8 protein-coding genes are annotated in these 18,952 nt (G+C 48.1%); 1 reads left to right on the top strand and 7 read right to left on the bottom strand.

Going from position 1 to position 18,952, the window contains the following annotated elements; genetic code table 11:
• Positions 1-2: 2 nt before the first annotated feature.
• The 7 genes from M2137_RS04670 to M2137_RS04640 form a co-directional block, all read right to left on the bottom strand.
• Positions 3-4,637, bottom strand: a complete 4,635-nt coding sequence (locus M2137_RS04670) for a translocation/assembly module TamB domain-containing protein (RefSeq protein ID WP_280765304.1) — start codon at positions 4,635-4,637, stop codon at positions 3-5.
• Between the two features lie 330 nt (positions 4,638-4,967).
• Entirely contained in the window at positions 4,968-5,876 is a 909-nt protein-coding gene (gene miaA, locus M2137_RS04665) for a tRNA (adenosine(37)-N6)-dimethylallyltransferase MiaA (RefSeq protein WP_280765303.1), read from the bottom strand.
• A complete protein-coding gene (locus M2137_RS04660) occupies positions 5,876-6,436 on the bottom strand; it encodes a hypothetical protein (RefSeq protein WP_280765302.1) in 561 nt (186 codons plus the stop codon). The genes miaA and M2137_RS04660 overlap by 1 nt, the downstream gene beginning before the upstream one ends.
• 206 nt (positions 6,437-6,642) lie before the next feature.
• Positions 6,643-8,988 carry a type I DNA topoisomerase gene (gene topA, locus M2137_RS04655; protein ID WP_280765301.1) on the bottom strand — a complete coding sequence of 782 codons (2,346 nt, stop codon included), beginning with the start codon at positions 8,986-8,988 and terminating at the stop codon, positions 6,643-6,645.
• 129 nt (positions 8,989-9,117) lie between these two features.
• On the bottom strand, positions 9,118-11,109 hold the full coding sequence (locus tag M2137_RS04650) for a HAMP domain-containing sensor histidine kinase (protein WP_280765300.1): 1,992 nt from the start codon (positions 11,107-11,109) through the stop codon (positions 9,118-9,120).
• On the bottom strand, positions 11,110-13,113 hold the full coding sequence (locus tag M2137_RS04645; protein WP_280765299.1) for a HAMP domain-containing sensor histidine kinase: 2,004 nt from the start codon (positions 13,111-13,113) through the stop codon (positions 11,110-11,112). It abuts the gene before it with no gap.
• 21 nt (positions 13,114-13,134) lie between these two features.
• Positions 13,135-15,825 carry a valine--tRNA ligase gene (locus M2137_RS04640; RefSeq protein ID WP_280765298.1) on the bottom strand — a complete coding sequence of 897 codons (2,691 nt, stop codon included), beginning with the start codon at positions 15,823-15,825 and terminating at the stop codon, positions 13,135-13,137.
• Between the two features lie 498 nt (positions 15,826-16,323).
• Between M2137_RS04640 and M2137_RS04635 the strand changes: the two genes are divergently transcribed.
• Complete coding sequence (locus M2137_RS04635; protein WP_280765297.1) at positions 16,324-18,828, top strand: alpha-L-arabinofuranosidase C-terminal domain-containing protein; 2,505 nt, start codon at positions 16,324-16,326, stop codon at positions 18,826-18,828.
• Positions 18,829-18,952: the final 124 nt, after the last annotated feature.

Raw genomic sequence — 18,952 nt, 5'->3', positions numbered from 1 at the left:
AACTATTCTTTCGTTTCACGTTCCGGCTCTTCGCTTTCGGCATTGTCTTCTTTGGGCTCTTCTATCGGTACCGGTGTTGTCTTCTTCTGCCTGAAATCGAACAGCTCACGCAAGCGAAGCACCTTCTTGCGGAACACTATACCAACACCTGTCTCTACCACCTCGCCCTCCAGGATGCTCTCGTAGTTGCGGTCATGGAAGAACTTAATGGTTTTGGAACCCGCCGGATCCAACAGGTATTCGGCAGCAAAGTTATCGAGGAACGACTGCGTCTGCTCGGTGGTGTTGCCGGTCGATACCGTTCCACCCACCGACACGCGGATGCGATCGTTGTAGAAGCGTTTGGCAAAGCTGAATGTCAGGTCGTTCTGCGTACCCGTAGCCGTCTCGTAGGTATCTAATCCCAGGTCGATATCCACCCCTTTCAGGGCATCGCCGGCAATGGAGTTGACCTGTCCGACTAAGAAACTACCCAGGGCACCACCCAGGTTCATATTGGTCGGGTCGGAACCCATATAGGTTCCGGTAAGCATCATATAGATGGCGTAGCGCGAACGCTCGTCATTATCTTTCGAAGCTAGTTCCGAACGGATATTCGTATCGTCCACTGCGTCGATGATAAACTGTAACTGCATATTCTCCAACCGCTCCTTCACACTGATGCCCACGTCGAAGTTCGATCGCCGTTGCAGGCCGTCTGCATCGGTGATGGTCGCGCGCATCCGCTCGGTGGCCGTTACATTGATCTCCGGATTCATCATTTGACCATTCCATTGCACATAACTTCCCTGATGGATATCGAAAGCCTTCAGCGGCACCACCGGCAGGCTGTATTTCACCACGCCACCGGTAAAGGTATAGCGTCCGTTGAGAGTGATATCGCTCGGCGGTTCGTATTGGAGAACCAGATCCCCTCCCCCTTCCAATTCGACATAGTTCGACTGGTCGGGCGTAAGGTCTACACGGAACTGCACAGTCGGATCGATCCTCAGATCCATAAACATATTGATTCCTCCCAACGCCATCTGTTGTCCGGTATTCCTCCGTTGTACTGTCAATGTGTCGGTGAAAGAGGTGAAAGAAACCAACCCGTCCATCCGATCCTGTACCGTCAAAGGCGAATCGGTCAATACATAAGTCAGATCCGTTCCCGCCAACAGATGGGCATCGCCACGTACAGTTATAGCCGACAAAGGTCCTTTGATGCTTGTGTCAAAGTTCATAAACAGTTTGCCGTAGACTAAGCTTTCAGGCGTACGGCTGGCATTCAACACCTGCATATTGCTGGCCGTCAGGCGAAGATCCGCCATCATGCGCGAGAAGTTGGAGATATCTATATTTCCGTCGATTACAAAAGGATTATTGCCTGTTGTCAGCAAGCGGTATTTATCGAACCTGATACGGCTGTCTTTCACGGTCACCTTCCGATCATCAAAGCGCAATCGCGTATCGGCCATGCCGACATACATCGAACTGGAATCGAGTTTCATAAAGCCATTCAGTACCGGCTGCGACGAAGAACCGCTGATCTGCATACTTCCGTTCAGGGTGCCTTCCATTTTTGCCATACCCTCCGGGATAAACGGGTTCGCCATATCCAACGGCAGAGAGAGTATATCGAATGCTCCTTCTATGTTGCTCGTCTTATCCGCCGCCTTATACAAGGCATAAGCCGTCATCCGTTCTTCCCGGTCGTGGTAGAGATGCACGTCGAACTGGTGTTCGGCATTGTCTAACGGCAGGTAGACAGCGTTTAATAACATCTCCCCGACGCGCCCGTTTTCATAGAACAGTTCGTCGATATTCGCATCGGCCACCACCATAAAAGTCTCTTCCATCGGGGCATACCGCACGTTGGCATTCAGGATTCCTTTCATATTCGGCAACATAGAGAAGCCGGAAGTGATCGTCTCTAAGTTCATCTGATTGAATTCCACATGCAACTCCGGGTAGGTATCGCCCAGATCCATCGAATGGATCCACAGGGAGGCGTTCTTCGATCCGGTCAATCGTATGTTGGCATCCATATCTTTCATGCTGCCAAAGCGGAAATAGTTGTCCGGATTGAGGGTAAACGTATTGAACGCGATGATCGGTTGCTCGGGGAAGAGGTTGAAACGCATCCCGTCCACGCCTTTTGTCATGCTGACGCCCAACTGTAATCCCGTTTCTTTGTTGTGGTTGGTGTAGGTGAATTCCGCGTCAACATATCTGTTTTTCAACGCTCCATGCACATGGGCTGTGAAGGGTTGTTGCAGACGGTATCTGTTTTTGATCACATCGGCGCTGTAAGTCAGGCCATCCGGAGCCGGGCGAATGGAGGCTCTGATCGTATCGATCAGGAAGGTATCCCTGGCGAAGGCATAGATGCCCGCATCCAATAGAATCCCGTTTTCGGGCGAGGTCGAAGCCTCTATATCGAGATCTGTAAAGCTATAATAATAAGTCCTCAACAGATGGAAGATCGGATTGTCGCGCCGCGCCTTGACAGAGAGGGAGGTATGGGGCAACGAGGCTTGCAAAGCGTCAATATGAATAATCGAATCGGTCGCCAGTTGACGGGTCAGTTCATTGCCTATCTCGCCGAACTGCTTCAACAAGGCGTTCACCCCCGCATCGCCTGTCAACACCATAGCAAAGTCATTACCCGCATTGAATGATACCCGTGTGGTATCCACATCGCTATCCAGTTTCAACGTCAGCGACTTGGGGCTGAATCGCAAACCCGGCACCCTGATATTGCAGGCTCCGAGCGAGAGGAAGGCTTCGTTCTTTTCTTTCCAATCGCTTTGGGCATCCGCATAGAGTTCGAATTCCGTATAAAAGAGCGAGTCGGTGAGATGAAGCCCTTGCAAATCGAGATGTTTGGCCTCCAATACCAACATGGTCGTGAAAGACTCCTCTTTCAATTCCCCACTAACGCTTAGATCCGCCTGGGCATAGGGGTATAAGCTGTTCAGATTCGCCTCATACCGATTCTCTTCCAGCGAAGCTGTCAGCGAAACATCCGACAAGCCGATGTTTTGATACAAGAGGGAATCGATTTGTGCATTTATCTTCGCCCGGGTACGAGCCGAGAAGAAATCAAAACCCTGCCCTTCCGCCTGCAATGAAGCGGTTACCCAGAGAATGGAATCAGTCGGCATAAAATGAACCGGTTCCAAACCCTCTATCTTCAAAGCGGCTGCATAGGCCTCCGTTGTTTCCTGGAAACGGCCATCTAATTGCACCCGGGCATCGCCTTCTGTCAACTGCAGATTGGCCGTATACTCCTGGTTGTATAGGGCGACCTCCCCATACAGCTCTATGCCCGCAGGAATCGCATAGCGATTACGCTCCTCTTTCGGCAGATAAGACAATAGGAAATCCATATTTCCGGTCACCGCTTCCAATTGAATATCCGCCGAACGACGCACGCTATCCAACACCGCCCCTACCCTTCCGGAGGCCTCTACGACGATAGCATCGGGGATGTCCGCTTTCAATTGCCGGAGACGGATCTCCTCCAGACTGCCGCCTGCATTCGCCAAAAAGTCGATGGGGTTGGCCGGGAAAGCCTGTTTGAAGTCGGCTGGCAGATCGGGAACCAATATAAATACATCCTCTTTCCCGACCGAAGCCGAAAGAGAGAGGTCGAAATTGCCGGCAGGCTTTTCATCTAAAAGGCTCCAGGGTAGGTTGGCCTTCAAGGTGATGTTCGTAAAAGGAGTTTTCAACTGAAAACCGGGTATATCTATATGTAGGCTGTCGGCTTCCACCTTTCCTTCGAGGGAGGATAATACAAAGCCCGAACGCTCGTCGAAAGCCAATCGGCGCAGATCAGCTCCGATCTCTTTTCCCTGATAACGGATGGAACGAACGTCGGCCTGCAGATTTTGCAAAGCCAGGTGGGCTGGGTCTAATCCCGGCTGTGGCGCCAGCGTATCGCCGTCATAAACAATGGCTGATTCCGCCAGATTGAATTTCTCTACCTCATAACGGGCGGCTCCCAGATCGACTAATCCGTTCGACAGTCCCGCCTTGCCTATACGCGCCGACAGGCTCAACGTGTCGGCAGGCATATCGAAAGCAAAAGCTGATTGTTTGATTGCAATATCGCCAACACGAATCTTCCAGTTCATCGGCGAGGCACTCGTATTCCCCTTTTGCGATAACGAATCGATGCGCAGATAAATATCGGCCTTGGTCAATGTGGCATGGTTCAAAACCACCTCTTTTTTATCGGACAAATCAATATAGTCCGCTTTCAATACAAAATCAGGAATCTCTCCTTTGATTAACATGCCTTCCAGTTGATCTCCCGTATTGATCCGGGCTTTTTCGAGGCGTACCTGTTCGACGGAAAGGATCTTCTTTGCCAGCGGCATAGGGTTTACGCGCACCGATAGTTGTTGGAGGGAGAGCAGGGTGTCGGGATAGGATACTACCTCCACCCCTTTTATCTTCAGATCGAAAGGAAAGCCCAGGTGTATCCGGTCGATACGGATATCCATTTCGGTGTTTTGGCTGGCATAATGGGTGGCCTGTCTGACCACAAAGTTCTGAACCGCTGGGACATATAAGAGCGCAGCTATAAGCAATACCAAAACGATTGGTATCAAAAACAGTATGCCTATCCACTTAATCCACTTCTTCATTCTTTCACCTTGTAGCTCTTATTGAAATAACGGAGATATCCCCCATTTTGTTCTATCAAAGGGCATAAAAAACAAGACAAGACAAATGTAGTGAAGAAACGGGGATAACAAATGGTTTATAACCCTACTTTTTTGAAAGCATTCGCTATATCGATGATCCATTCGCAAAATGCATATTGGGCAGTTCGCAAAATATCATTTTGTCAAAACCGCGGGAGTTTTTTTCCGAAAACCCGGGACTTTTTTCACAAACTCCCGGGAGAAACACTTTTTAACAATGCGAATAGTAAGCAAAAGGAGCGAGTTTTAGTTAAAATTGGCCTCTCTTGCTTACACTTCGATTTGGGAGTTTTGATTCAGAAATGCCTCGATGGCGGCTTCATCATCGGGGTGGAACCAAGTGATTTCCGGGTCGCGTTTGAACCAGGTCATTTGTTTGCGGGCATAGACCCGGCTGTTGCGTTTGATTTTCTCGACGGCCAGGTCGAGCGGCCAGGTGTCGTCGAAGTATTGGAATAGCTCTTTGTAGCCTACGGTATTCAGGGAGTTCAGGTGGCGATGAGGGTAAACGGCTCGAGCCTCTTCCAATAATCCCTGCTGCATCATCTCATCGACGCGCCGATTGATACGCTCGCAGAGTTCGTCGCGCTCCCGAGTCAACCCGATTTTCACAATCCGGAAGGGACGCTCTTTGTTACTTTTTGTACGAAAAGAGGAGTAAGGAAGTCCGGTTTGCCGGCATATCTCGACGGCATGAATAACCCGTTTGTAGTTGTTACGGTCGACCTCTTCATAGTGTTGCGGATCCTTTTCGCGCAATTCTTCGAGGATGGGCTGCAAACCTTCCCGTTCATATTGTGCATAGATCGATGCCCGGATTTCGGGAAGCACGGTGGGAATATCATCGATGCCCTTGCAGACCGCATCGATATACATCATGGAGCCACCGGTCATGACCACCAGATCGCGCTGCTGAAACAACTCGTCCAACAGCGAAAGTACCTGCTCTTCGAAAAGGCTGGCGCTAAAATAATCAGTCAGGGAGAGTATGCCCACCAGATGATGAGGCACACGGGCAAGTTGCTCCTGTGTAGGGGCAGCCGTTCCTATCGGCAGTTCTTTATACACCTGCCGGGAATCGGAAGAGATAATGGATGTCTGAAACTTCTCGGCCAGGCGCAGACTCAGTTCGGTCTTGCCCACCCCGGTCGGTCCCAACAACACAAGAAGTGTTTTCATCAGAAGCTTTCGTCGCTGAACATATCTTCGCTGATACTATCCAGCCCTTCGAATCCGGCACCGTCGAGTTCGTCCATATCATATTCCGAGTCACCATAGAACTCTTCGCCTACGCTGGCAGCAGTGATTGTCTTGGTGTCAATCTCATCGAAAGCCATGATCTGAGGAGGAGCCATACCAACCGATTTGCTGACAACCGGATCGGCCAGGTTCTGCCCGGGGATGATCTCGCGCAATTCCATAAAGAAAGCACGCTCGGTCAGGTAATCAAATACAAAAAGAAGCTTCTGATGTTCGTCTTCCAACAGCTCTTCCAACTGCGTCTCTTCCATAATGTAGTTGTCGACTTCCGAAGAGGTGTCCATTTCTACCCGGGTCACTTCCATCTTCTTACTCCAGTCATCGTCGCAGATAAAGAAAGAGGTTATCTGGTCACGACTGTATCCGACGGAATCAAGCAAGACATCATGCAACTCCAGAAAGGTAGCTTCTGCATCGATGCGGATCTCGCGTTTGAAGTCATCTGCTTCATCTGATAAGATAAGAAATCTGAATATCATATTTGTAATGTTTAGGTGCTTTAACAATAAAAATCGAATGCCATGCCGGGTTCGCTTAAATCAGGCCGGGATGCATCCTATCTTTTTGCAAAAGTAGGAAAAATATCTGATGATACAACTGCCGGAAAACTATATTTACAAAGCGAAAAAGCCCTTGCAGAGGTTGATGTCTGCAAGGGCTTTCCTATTATTATAAAAGAGAGCGATCAGCTCTTTTTCGCACCTCTCTTGGCTGGTTTCGGATTCTTATCGGCCGTCTCAATAATCTGGCGCACCTCTTCCAGGGTAAGTTCTTCTGGCTTAGTGCCTTTACGCGGGATCTTATAGTTCTTTCCCTTATAAGCGATGTACGGGCCAAAGCGGCCGTTCAGTATTTCCAGTTCGGGTTCTTCTTCGAACTTCTTAATGAATCGCTGTGCCTCCTTCTGTTGTTTCTCTTCAATCAGGGCGATCGATTCTTCCAATGTGATCGAGAGCGGATTCAATGTTTTCGGGATAGACACGAATTTACCGTCGTGGCGGATGAATGGGCCGAAGCGTCCTACGGCGGCTACTACCTCTTTTCCGTTGTATTCTCCAACGGTTCGTGGCAGATCGAATAGCTTCAGTGCCTCTTCCAATGTGATGGTTTCAATGGATTGTCCCTTCATCAAAGAGGCAAACTGCGGTTTCGGCGCCTCTTTATCGTCCGGATTTGCCTGGCCGATCTGCACGATAGGGCCATAACGTCCGATCTTAACAAACACCGGATTGCCGCTCTTGGGGTCAATACCCAATTCGCGTTCGCCCACTTTGTGTTCCGTGCGGATGGCTTTTACCTCATCTACTTTCGGATGGAAAAGCTTATAGAACTTATCGATGGCTTTGGTCCATTCCAACTCGCCATCGGCAATATTGTCAAATTCTTTTTCTACGCTTGCCGTGAAGTTATAGTCTAAGATATCAGGGAAGTATTCCAATAGGAAATCATTCACAACTGTGCCGATATCGGTAGGCATCAGTTTGTTGCGATCAAAGCCTACCTTTTCGTTCTTTGTCGTCTCTTTTATCTTTCCTTTTGTCAGCGAAACAATTTCATAATCACGGGTGATACCGTCTTTGTCGCCTTTTATTACATATTCGCGGTTCTGCACCGTCTGAATAGTAGGCGCGTAAGTAGAAGGACGTCCAATGCCCAATTCTTCCATGCGGCGCACCAAGCTGGCCTCGGTATAGCGGGGCGGACGTTGCGTAAAGCGCTCAGTGGCTACGATGTCCTGTGCCTGGAGCTTATCTTTCAGGTTCACAGCCGGCAACAAGCCATTGTCTTGTTCGCTTTCTCCCTCCTCGTCGTTGCTCTCGAGGTAGACCTGCAGGAAACCATCGAAGGTGATGACTTCACCGGTTGCCACGAAGCGTTCGTTCGTATGGTTGCTGATGCCCACCGTGATGGTCGTACGTTCCAATTCAGCATCAGCCATCTGAGAGGCGATCGTGCGCTTGCGGATCAACTCGTACAGTCGTTTCTCCTGGGGAGTTCCCGATATTTCTGTTTGGGATATATAGGTAGGGCGGATAGCCTCATGTGCCTCTTGCGCTCCTTTAGTCTTTGTATTGTATTGACGGAACTGATAGTATTTCTCGCCATACTCTTCGAGAATCGCCTCTTTGGCAGTGCCTAATGCCAGGTTGCTCAGGTTCACCGAGTCGGTACGCATATAGGTAATGAATCCTGATTCATAGAGTCGTTGCGCCAACGTCATTGTTTGCGAAACGGAAAAGCCCAGCTTGCGCGCCGCTTCCTGCTGCAGGGTGGAGGTAGTGAATGGCGGAGCCGGCGATTTCTTGACCGGTTTGCGGGTAATATCTTCTATGTCAAAAGAGGCCTCTTTGCATGATTCCAGAAAAGCCAATACCTCTTTTTTATCTTTCAGGCGTTTGTTAAGCTCTGCTTTCAATAGCGTCGTTCCGTCGGGCAAGATGAAAGTAGCAATCACCCGGTAAGAGGCTTCCGAAACGAACGCATTGATCTCGCGCTCGCGCTCTACCACCAGACGAACAGCTACCGACTGTACACGTCCGGCCGACAACGCCGGCTTCACCTTTTTCCAAAGAATCGGCGAAAGCTCGAACCCGACAATACGGTCGAGCACACGACGCGCCTGTTGCGCATTCACCAAGTCGATATTGATGTCACGCGGTGTTTCAATCGCATGCAATATGGCATTTTTGGTAATTTCATGGAATACGATCCGTTTCGTTTTAGCCGGATCCAGATTGAGCGCTTCGCTCAGATGCCACGAGATAGCTTCCCCTTCGCGATCCTCATCGGAAGCAAGCCATACCATTTCTGACTTCTTGGCTTCGTTTTTCAGTTCGGTTACCAGTTTCTTTTTATCCGTGGGAATAACATATTCGGGTTTGTAGTTGTGTTCAAAATCAATACTAATTTCTTTTGCTTTCAGGTCACGGATATGGCCATAGCTTGAGAGCACCTTAAAGTCTTTACCAAGAAATTTTTCAATGGTCTTTGCTTTTGCAGGTGACTCTACAATAACCAGGTTTTTATTCATTTTACTCAGTTTTTTAAAAATCGAGTGCAAACATACGCAAATAATTCACGCCATGGGTTACGCGACTGTAAAAAACCGCTATTTTTAATAATGTATAAGATTTGAGCCCCGCTTTCTTTCGGATGAGAACTATTTGGCCGGAAGCAACACATAGAAGGTAGAACCGACTCCTACTTCGGAAGTGGCCCAGATGCGACCGCCCATTTTTGTCACCAGCCCTTTACAGATAGCCAGGCCAAGACCAACCCCTTTCTTGCCGTTCTGCAATTGGGCAAACCGGTCAAAGATACTTTCCAATTGATTTTCGGGAATGCCTTCGCCGGTATCTTCCACATAGAACCTGACATTTTCTCCCTGCAGATCATAACCAAAACGAATCTCTCCCTGTGATGTATGCTTGATGGCATTGGTAAGCAGATTGGTAATGATTTGTATCAGGCGGTTACGATCCGTATCCAATGTCAACGCTTCGCAGGGTGCAAGCGTAAACTTTACCTGCTCAGATACCCGGAAAGAGAGCATATTATAGACATCCTTCATCAGAACGGGGATATCCTGCACGGAGTAGACAAGCGACATCGAATCCGATTCGATCTTGGAGATATCCAACACATCACCGATCAGGCGTTGCAGTAGTTCATTATTGTTCTGGATAATACCGGCAAACTCTTCCCGTGCCTCTTTACCCTCCTCTTCAATCAGTATCTGCGAGAAACCGACGATGGCATTCAACGGTGTCCGGATCTCATGGTTCATATTAGCTAAGAAGGTTGATTTCAAGGCATCAGCCTCTTCTGCCTTCTCTTTGGCAATGCGCAGTTCTTCTCTTCTGCGGCGAAGTATACGCATCATATTGATCAGCACTACGATCACTAAGAGCAGGACGGAACATCCAACCAATAAGAAAATCATCAGTTGCCGGGTCTGCTTCGCCTTTGCTTCCATCCGCTGACCTTCCAGTTCCAGGCGTTCTACCTCATTTTTTGTACGGATATTTGCCAATGTTGCATTGAATTCCTGGCGGTTAATCGAGTCTTTCAATACAAGCATCTCGCGGGTAACACGCAGCGATTCATCTAAGCGGCCGAGCTTTTCCAGCGCAGTTGCTTTCCAAGACAGTACATTGTGAAGCTGTTGGCTGTATCCTCTGGTTCGATTGTGTTTTTCTAACTCCAGAATATAGGTCATGGCCTTTTCACTTTCGCCTTTTTGCAGATAATAAAGTGCATAGACGGCACCGAGTTCCGCTTTGGCTCTATGCAACCCTTCCTGGTCGGCAATCTGTTGTGCCAACTGCAAATGCGTCCAGGCTTTCTCTAACTGATTCCCGGTAGTATATTCCCGGGCTAAAAACCGATGAATCACATATTCCTGTTCAAGAATGCTATTCTCTTTGTCTAAATGGGTCATTCCCTCCTTTCTGCATTTCTCCAGAAAAACTTTTCCCTGACTCAGATAGGCAATTCGCTTTTCAGGAATGGCAGGGCGGTTGAACAACTGACGGTAAATATTAAATATCTTAACCGGAGGAGCATTCCTCGCTTCCATGCGCCGCATAACAGAGAGATACAGTTGCTCGGCTTCATCGTACATATCGTTAGAGAAATAGAAATCGGCCAAAGCCTGATCGGCGATTTCCAGACCTTCCGGGAAATCATATTCTTCGCTTAACTTCCGTATCTCCTCTATGGTGGTCAAAGCCTCTACCTTGTTGGCACGCCGGTTACTCATATAGACATCCCATCCCTTGACCCTAAAAAAGTCCTCATATCGATATTGTTTCAGAAGCAAGGGATACAACTGTTGCGCTCTTTGCCGCATACTATCCTGGTTGTTCCCATAGAAATGCTTAACCAGTCCAAACAGGGCATTCGCCAGATAGGCTTCGTTTTTCTGTTTTTGCGCCTCTTCTTCCAGCCAATAGGCGTAGATCTGCCGATTGGGATTAGAGAGATTCTCTTCTAACCGATCATTCAAATAGGCTAATCGCTCCGAATCAGGAACCGATTCGACGAGTTGCTTCAGACTATCAACCGTTGCCGGGTTCTGTCCTTCGCCAGGTATAGAAAAAAGCAACAGCAAACAAAATACTATTGCCGGAACACCTTGTATGTTTTTCATCTATTTAGTTTGTGGCCGCTTCTGGGGCACTTCCACATAGAAGGTCGAGCCTTCTCCCTCCTTCGAGTGAACCCAGATTGATCCGCCCATTTTAGTTACCAACCCTTTACATATAGCTAAGCCCAATCCGACTCCTCTCTTTCCATTAGTCAACTGGACAAAGCGATCAAATATACTACTTTGTTCTTCTTCCGGAATACCTTCACCGGTATCCTCTACATAGAAGCGAACATTTTTCCCTAACAACTCATAACCAAAACGAATAGAACCACCCTCCGGTGTATGCTTCATCGCATTTGTAAGCAGATTCATCAGTATCTGGATCAAGCGGTTCCTATCTGTCTCTATGATGCATGCTTCGCACGGATCCAGGGCAAATTTCACTTTCGACCGGGTCTGTTCTATCCGCATCTGGATCATATCATACACCTCTTTCATCAGCCCGGGCAATTCCTGCGGATAATAGATCAGCGACATCGAATTGGATTCGATTTTCGATATATCCAATACATCGGCAATCAGCCGTTGCAACAGTTCGTTGTTGTGCTGGATGATCCGGGCAAACTCCTTACGGGTCTCTTTCTCTTCCTCTTCGATCAGTACCTGGGAGAAGCCGACGATGGAATTCAGCGGCGTACGGATTTCGTGGTTCATATTAGCCAGAAAGGCCGATTTCAATTGATCCGACTCTTCTGCTTTTTCCTTCGCTATCTTCAGTTCTGCCTGCTTTCGCTTGATAATCCGGATCAGGTAGATCAGTCCTACGATGACAATACACAAAATAAGGCATCCGACAACCAAAAACATCATGCGTTGATGTGATTGTTTCGCCTTGGCCTCCATGCGTTCCTTTTCGACCTCCAGCCGTTCCACCTCATATTCCGTACGCACATTCGCCAGCGTCTCATGGAATGACTGCCTGTCGACCGAATCTTTCAGATGCGTAAACTGCATGGCCACTTGGTAGGCCTCCTTTGAGCGTCCCAATTCATTCAGCATATCCGCCTTATGCTTCAACTGTTGTACGAGAAGATCCGTATGCCCTTTACTTTGCGCATTTTCGATCGACTGGTCAACATATGCGATCGCTTTTTGGTAATCGCCCGTAAAATAGTAGTACTGGTAATAGATCTGCTCCAACTCGCTCTCTTTATAGGGCAGATGATGAAGGGTACCCACCGAATCGGCTTTCTGAAGATAGGTCCATGCCTGTGGGTATTCCCCCAATTGCACATAGGTGTGCGCATAGGTTCGGTAGATCACATATTCCAGCGAATAAAGCGGATTCTCCGAGTCGAGCTCTGTCTCTCCCCGCTTCCGGCTATCTTCCAATAGATTTTCCGCTTTGGCTAAGTAATCGAGCTTTTTCTGCAGATTACTCATCCGGGTGATTAGTTGCCGTATGATGTAGTAACGCTTGACTGGCGGGGCGTTTCGCTTTTCCATCCGATCAATCACAGCCAGGTAGAGTCGTTCGGCATCTTCCTGCAGGTTGTTAGAGAAATAGAAATCGGCCATCGCCTGATCAGCCATTTCACGTCCTTCTGGGAAGCCTACTTTGTCGCTGAATGCCCTCAGTTCCTCTACGGCTGTCAATACTTCATCAAAACGACCTCCTTTGTTCAACAGGTAGATCACCCACGCCTTCATCCGGCAGATATCCTCCAGGCGTCCAAGTTTAACGAATAGCGGTTCCGCTTTTTCAATCCAATACATGGCGCTGTCGCCATTTGCTCCGTAAAAATGGCGCGACATGATATAGATGGCATCTGCCTCTGCCTCTTCATTATGTTGGCGCAACGCCTCGGGATAAAGCAGGCGGGCATACACCAGCCGGGCAGGGGTCAGTACGTATTTCTGCATCTCTTCCTGCAAATAGGGGAGACGTTCACTCTCCGGCATGTTACGCACAATATTCTCCACGCTATCCGCCAAAGCGTCTCGCTGGGCAAAGGCACCCGACACACTCAAAACAAGAAGTAATATAGAAATACAGAACCTCATAATTGACAAATATACAAATATTTATTTGCTTAACGCCGCAATGCTATCTTTTAAAGACTGTATCTTACTTTCTGCATCCGCCTGTTTCTTTCGCTCCATCTCAATTACTTTGGCAGGTGCTTTGCCGACAAAACTCTCATTACTCAGTTTTTTTATGACCGATGCAAGGAATCCTTCCTGATAGATCAGTTCCTCGTTCAGCTTCGCCAATTCTTCCTCCACGTTCATCAGGTTGCCCAACGGAACAGCATATTCAGTGGTACCAACAAGGAACGAAACCGCTCCGGCGGCCTTTTCTGTTGCTTTGTTAATGGCCGATAGGTTACACATCTTGCTGATTACCGGGTCGAGCGCTTCGTTATGGTTACCCAATACCTGTAGTTCTAATGTTTCTTTGTTTGGTATATTCTTTTGCAAACGGATCGTACGTACCCCGCTGACGATCTCTTTGACGGCTTCAAAGGCCATCAGGTAGTTGTTGTCTACTTCGTCTCCCTTCGGCATAGCGGCCATCATAATGCTCTCTCCCGCCTGGCGTGGAGCAAGTGCCTGCCAGAGCTCTTCGGTGATAAACGGCATAAACGGATGCAACAGGCGAAGCAATGAGTCGAAGAACGAGAGGGTCGCTTCGTAGGTCGCTTTGTCGATAGGTTGCTCGAATCCCGGTTTTACCATCTCCAGGTACCAGGCAGAGAACTCATCCCAGAATAGTTTGTAGACCGTCATAAGTGCCTCGCTCAAGCGATATTTGTCTAATAGATCATCCATCTCGGATGCTGTCTTGTTGAGCTGCATCTCAAACCATTTCACCGCCGACGCTGCCGCTTCCGGCTGAGCGATCGCTTCGTCTACCTTCCAACCTTTCACCAGGCGGAAGGCGTTCCATATCTTATTATTGAAATTACGTCCCTGTTCGCAAAGTGATTCGTCGAAGGGAATATCGTTTCCTGCGGGAGCCGTCAGCATCAACCCCATACGAACGCCATCCGCTCCGTAGGTATCGATCAGCCCCAGTGGATCGGGCGAGTTGCCGAGTGATTTCGACATCTTACGTCCCTGCTTGTCGCGCACCAGCCCGGTGAAGTAGACATTCTTAAACGGCATCTCCTTTTCATATTCATATCCCGCCATAATCATACGCGCCACCCAGAAGAATATAATGTCCGGGCCGGTCACCAGGTCGTTGGTCGGATAGTAATACTTCATCTCCTCGTTTCCGGGGTTGTTGATGCCGTCGAAAAGGGAGATCGGCCATAACCAGGAAGAGAACCAGGTATCTAAGCAGTCTTCATCCTGAGACAAGGTGAAGCCTCCCCCATCCCCTCCCAAGGAGGGGTGCTTTTCAAGGGCTATCTCACGCGCTTTTTCTTCGCTTTCAGCGACAACATACCCCAAGTATTTTCCTTCGGAAGTTTTTATATAATAGGCCGGGATACGGTGTCCCCACCACAATTGGCGGCTGATACACCAATCCTTTATGTTCTCCATCCAGTGGCGATAGGTATTCTTAAACTTCGGAGGATAGAATTTCAACTCATCATTCATCACTACCTCCAGGGCGGGCTTGGCCATCTCCTCCATTTTCAGGAACCACTGCATCGATAGCTTCGGTTCGATAGGCACATGGGTACGTTCCGAATACCCCACCTTATTGTCGTAATCTTCTACTTTTTCCAGCAGTCCGGCTGCCTCCAGGTCGAGGGTGATCTGTTTGCGTACATCGAAACGATCCATACCGATATACAATTCGCCGGCTTCGTTGATTGTTCCGTTGTCGTTGAAGATATCGATCGACGGCAGGTTGTATTTCTCGCCCAGTGCATAGTCGTTCACATCATGCGCCGGTGTCACCTTCAATCCTCCGGTACCGAATTCCATATCTACATAATCGTCCATGATCACCGGAATAGAGCGATTCACCAGCGGCACAATCACCCGTTTCCCTTTCAGCGAGGTATAACGTGGGTCATTCGGGTTTACACATACGGCCGTATCACCCAGGATCGTCTCCGGGCGGGTGGTAGCAATCACGATATAGTCGACCACGCCAGTCTCTTTAGCTCCCCCTTGGGGGGAGTTGAGGGGGCTGTCCTCTGTGCATATTTTATACTTCAGGTAGTAGAGTTTGCTATGCTCTTCTTTGTAAATCACCTCCTCGTCTGAGACGGCAGTCAAGGCTTGCGGATCCCAGTTTACCATGCGGATGCCCCGATAAATCAATCCTTTGTTATATAGATCGGTAAATACCTTGATCACACTTTCCGAACGGACTTCATCCATGGTAAAGGCGGTGCGATCCCAGTCGCAGGAAGCACCCAAGCGGCGTAGTTGCTGCAGGATAATACCCCCGTGTTCTTCTTTCCACTCCCAGGCATGTTCCAGGAAGGCTTCGCGCGTAAGGTCGTTTTTGCTGATACCCTTCTCCGCCAGCTTGCCTACTACTTTGGCTTCCGTAGCAATCGAGGCATGGTCGGTACCCGGTACCCAGCAGGCATTCTTTCCCTGCATACGGGCGCGGCGCACCAGAATATCCTGAATCGTATTGTTAAGCATATGCCCCATGTGAAGCACCCCGGTGACGTTTGGCGGAGGAATGACGATTGTATAAGGCTCCCGCTCATCGGGCTCCGACTTAAATAATTGATTGTCTAACCAATACTGATACCATTTACCTTCCACTTCCGCGGGATTGTACTTACTTGCGATTTCCATACTACTTACTTAATACAATATCTCTTAATACTTTATTTATCAAACAGGTATGAGCTTCCCACCCACCTTACTCAAAAGAAAGCACAAATGTATAAAAAAAATTAACGTCCTTTACTATTCTACCTATTCATCTAAGGACAAACACATTTAGATCATTTTTCTGCCACCCCCCCCAACTTACGATTTGTAATTTTCGCAGGACTTTGCGCGCAAAAAAGCAGGGATATTTTGACAAACTCCCGGGAGAAACATTTTTTAACATACGAGATTGTAAGTAAAAAGGCCTTTTTGCTTACAATCGCAGTTTTGACAGCTATACAATATACCCCTTAGTTGTCATACTTTTTTAAACGTTTATGTAACTTTTTAATAAAAAATAGGTTATGAAAAAAATAATCTATATTATTGTTACGATTTTTAAGAGGCTAAACCACTTAGTGAATATATTTAAGCCCATTATCTTAGAATAAAACCCAATATTGATAAGTTATGAGTAAAATGAGTCTTAAACACACGATTATTTTCGTTCTTGCTTGTATGTTTTCTGCCGTGCAAGCACAAAATGTATCTATTAATGTCCAGTCAGAAAAAGTAGACGGCCTGATCGACCAAAAAATCTATGGTCAATTGTTTGAGCATATCTATTTTTCTGCCAACAACGGATTATGGCAGGAACTGATTTATGGTCGCTCTTTTGAGCCTCAACACTACCCGGGTATTCCTCCCCGGGATGGTTATTTTGATGGTTGGTTTGTAGATGATGCGCAGGTGTTGCATTCCCCGACGCGTTATGAACAACCCATTCCTGTCACGACGATTAACAGCGACAATTATGAGATCTCCATGGATGTCAATTGGAGAGCCTATAAGCTGGCTGGCCGACGATGGAGCGGTGGTCTGTTGGACATCCGTTTCGCCTTCAAGAATCAAATGAACGGAGAGCCCTATTTTCTTCGCATCAATGATCCTTCCATTGAAACAAGAAGTGCGCGAGAGGGCGCCCCGGCACCTCAACCGGCGAACTTTTCTATTTCCACCTTCTCGGAAATGGAGATAGGCGCGCAGGAGGGTATGCCGGGATGGACCGGTCAGCGAAGAGTTGTTAAAGCATTGCAACCTTTGAAAACCACGATTGCCAAAAAGGAACAGATAACCCTGGGAGGCGAATGGCATAAGTTGCGCATCCGCTGCGAAGGAAAACGCGTGCGTGTGTACTGGGACAACAAACAAATCATCAACTACCAGTTGCCCGACAACAGCTCCAACAATGAGATTGCCTTTTGGGTGAACTATACCGAAGCGTTGTATAAAGATATCCGTATCACGTCAACAGACAAAAAGACCGTCTATTTCGAAGGCATGCCGGAAGCGGTGAAAATACCCGAAGTGGCTCCTCAATGGCAGTCGTTTGGCAATGGAAAATTTGAGTTAGTCAAGAATGATGCTGTCAATATGGATTATTCGCAAAAGATCACCGCAAGCGGCAGCAAAAGCGGATTAATTCAAGGTCCTCAAAACATCATTCGTCAGGAAAGCTACGTGGGTTCTGTGTATGCGAAAGGCGATGCGAAGAGCGAACTCTTTGTAGCCCTCAAAGCAGGCGACAGGTATCTCGTGGAGAAGATGATCGGAAAGCCGGGAAGAGACTGGACAAAATATGAATTCAGCCTGCATGCCGGAGATTATGTTGGGGATGCTGATTTTGCCATCTACACGAATCAGGGAACCGTTCAAATAGACCAGGTGACTGTTTCCACCCAAACAGGTTTAGATCTGGGAGGATTCCGTCCCGACATCTACCAAACGGTGAAAGACCTGAAACCTACTTCCATGCGTTGGCCCGGAGGAGGATATGTTGCCCAATACAACTGGAAATGGGGCATCGGTTCACAGGAAGAAAGACATCGTTGGCCGCATTGGATGTGGCTTGACTACGATCAGAATGCTTTTGGTACAGATGAATTCATCCAATTCTGCCGCCAGATCAATACAGAACCGGTTATTGTTGTTCGCGTCGGTTTCGACCGTCCGGAATCCGAACATGCCCAACTATTGCAGGATGCCTGCGACTGGGTGGCCTACTGTAATGAGCCGGCTACAGGCAAATGGGGAAGCAAAAGAGCAGCCAACGGACATCCCGAGCCGTATAATGTGAGGATTTGGGAGATCGACAATGAAATGTGGGAAATGGGTATCGAAGAATACGAAAAAGCAGTCCGCAAGTTCTCCGTGGCCATGCGCGAAGTCGATCCCACCATCAAGATTGTCGCCTGCGGTGGTTTCAGAGAGGACGAAGCCTTCTTGAACAGCTCCGGTAGTTACTTCGATTATTTGAGTTTGCATCATTATGAGAGAGCGACCGGATATGCCACCGGTCCCGAACGATTAGGCGAACAATATAATCGGTATGCCGAGATGATCGCCAAATGTCCGAATCCAAATATCAAATTGTATATTTCGGAATGGAACCTCAATAGTATTGACTGGCGTACCGGTCTGTTTGCCGGAGGCTTCCTGAATATGTGCGAAAGGACACCGGTGGTGGAAATGGGTGCGGCTGCGTTGTTTATGCGTCGTACGGATGCGCCTGACTGGAACAATGCCTTTATCAATTTCGATTACAAAGATCTGTTTGTGGCGCCTAATTACCAGGTGACGAAGTTGTGGTATGATAATTTCTCCAAATACAGGCTTGCCTTTACAGGAGATACCGATGAATTAAACATCACCACAACACTCGCTGAAAACGGCAGCAAAGTCATTGTGAAAGTAGTGAATCCGACCGAAAAGACGTATACCCTGACCATCCGTGGCGATTGGAAAGGTGTGGCCGATACCGATTATACCTATTACGCACCCGGTTCGTTGGATGCAATAAACAGTATGGAAAACAAAAATGCCGTTGCTTTGAAAAACAAAAAAGCGACAGCCAGTGACCACACTGTTACGCTATCCGTCGAGCCTTTATCGGCCGGCGTGCTTGATATTGTAAAAGAGTTTTAAACACAGAGGCACGAAGATTTATTTGAAAGACGGAGGACAGAGAGAGAGAAAGCGCCAATAGCGCTTCTCTGTGTCCTCCGTATTCAATCTCTTCCGTGCCTTTGTGTTTTTATTCCCCCCTCCT

Origin of the sequence: Parabacteroides sp. PFB2-10 (assembly GCF_029893085.1) — a bacterium.
GTDB lineage: Bacteria > Bacteroidota > Bacteroidia > Bacteroidales > Tannerellaceae > QVMG01.
The sequence above is the reverse complement of the archived record's forward strand: the minus strand, read 5'-3'. Positions and strand labels throughout refer to the sequence as shown.

Bases quoted from the DNA above. Each gene is read 5' to 3' on its own strand.
- miaA (WP_280765303.1), bottom strand. From the start codon at position 5,876: ATGAAAACACTTCTTGTGTTGTTGGGACCGACCGGGGTGGGCAAGACC.
- topA (WP_280765301.1), bottom strand. From the start codon at position 8,988: ATGAATAAAAACCTGGTTATTGTAGAGTCACCTGCAAAAGCAAAGACC.
- M2137_RS04660 (WP_280765302.1), bottom strand. From the start codon at position 6,436: ATGATATTCAGATTTCTTATCTTATCAGATGAAGCAGATGACTTCAAA.
- M2137_RS04670 (WP_280765304.1), bottom strand. From the start codon at position 4,637: ATGAAGAAGTGGATTAAGTGGATAGGCATACTGTTTTTGATACCAATC.
- M2137_RS04640 (WP_280765298.1), bottom strand. From the start codon at position 15,825: ATGGAAATCGCAAGTAAGTACAATCCCGCGGAAGTGGAAGGTAAATGG.
- M2137_RS04635 (WP_280765297.1), top strand. From the start codon at position 16,324: ATGAGTCTTAAACACACGATTATTTTCGTTCTTGCTTGTATGTTTTCT.
- M2137_RS04650 (WP_280765300.1), bottom strand. From the start codon at position 11,109: ATGAAAAACATACAAGGTGTTCCGGCAATAGTATTTTGTTTGCTGTTG.
- M2137_RS04645 (WP_280765299.1), bottom strand. From the start codon at position 13,113: ATGAGGTTCTGTATTTCTATATTACTTCTTGTTTTGAGTGTGTCGGGT.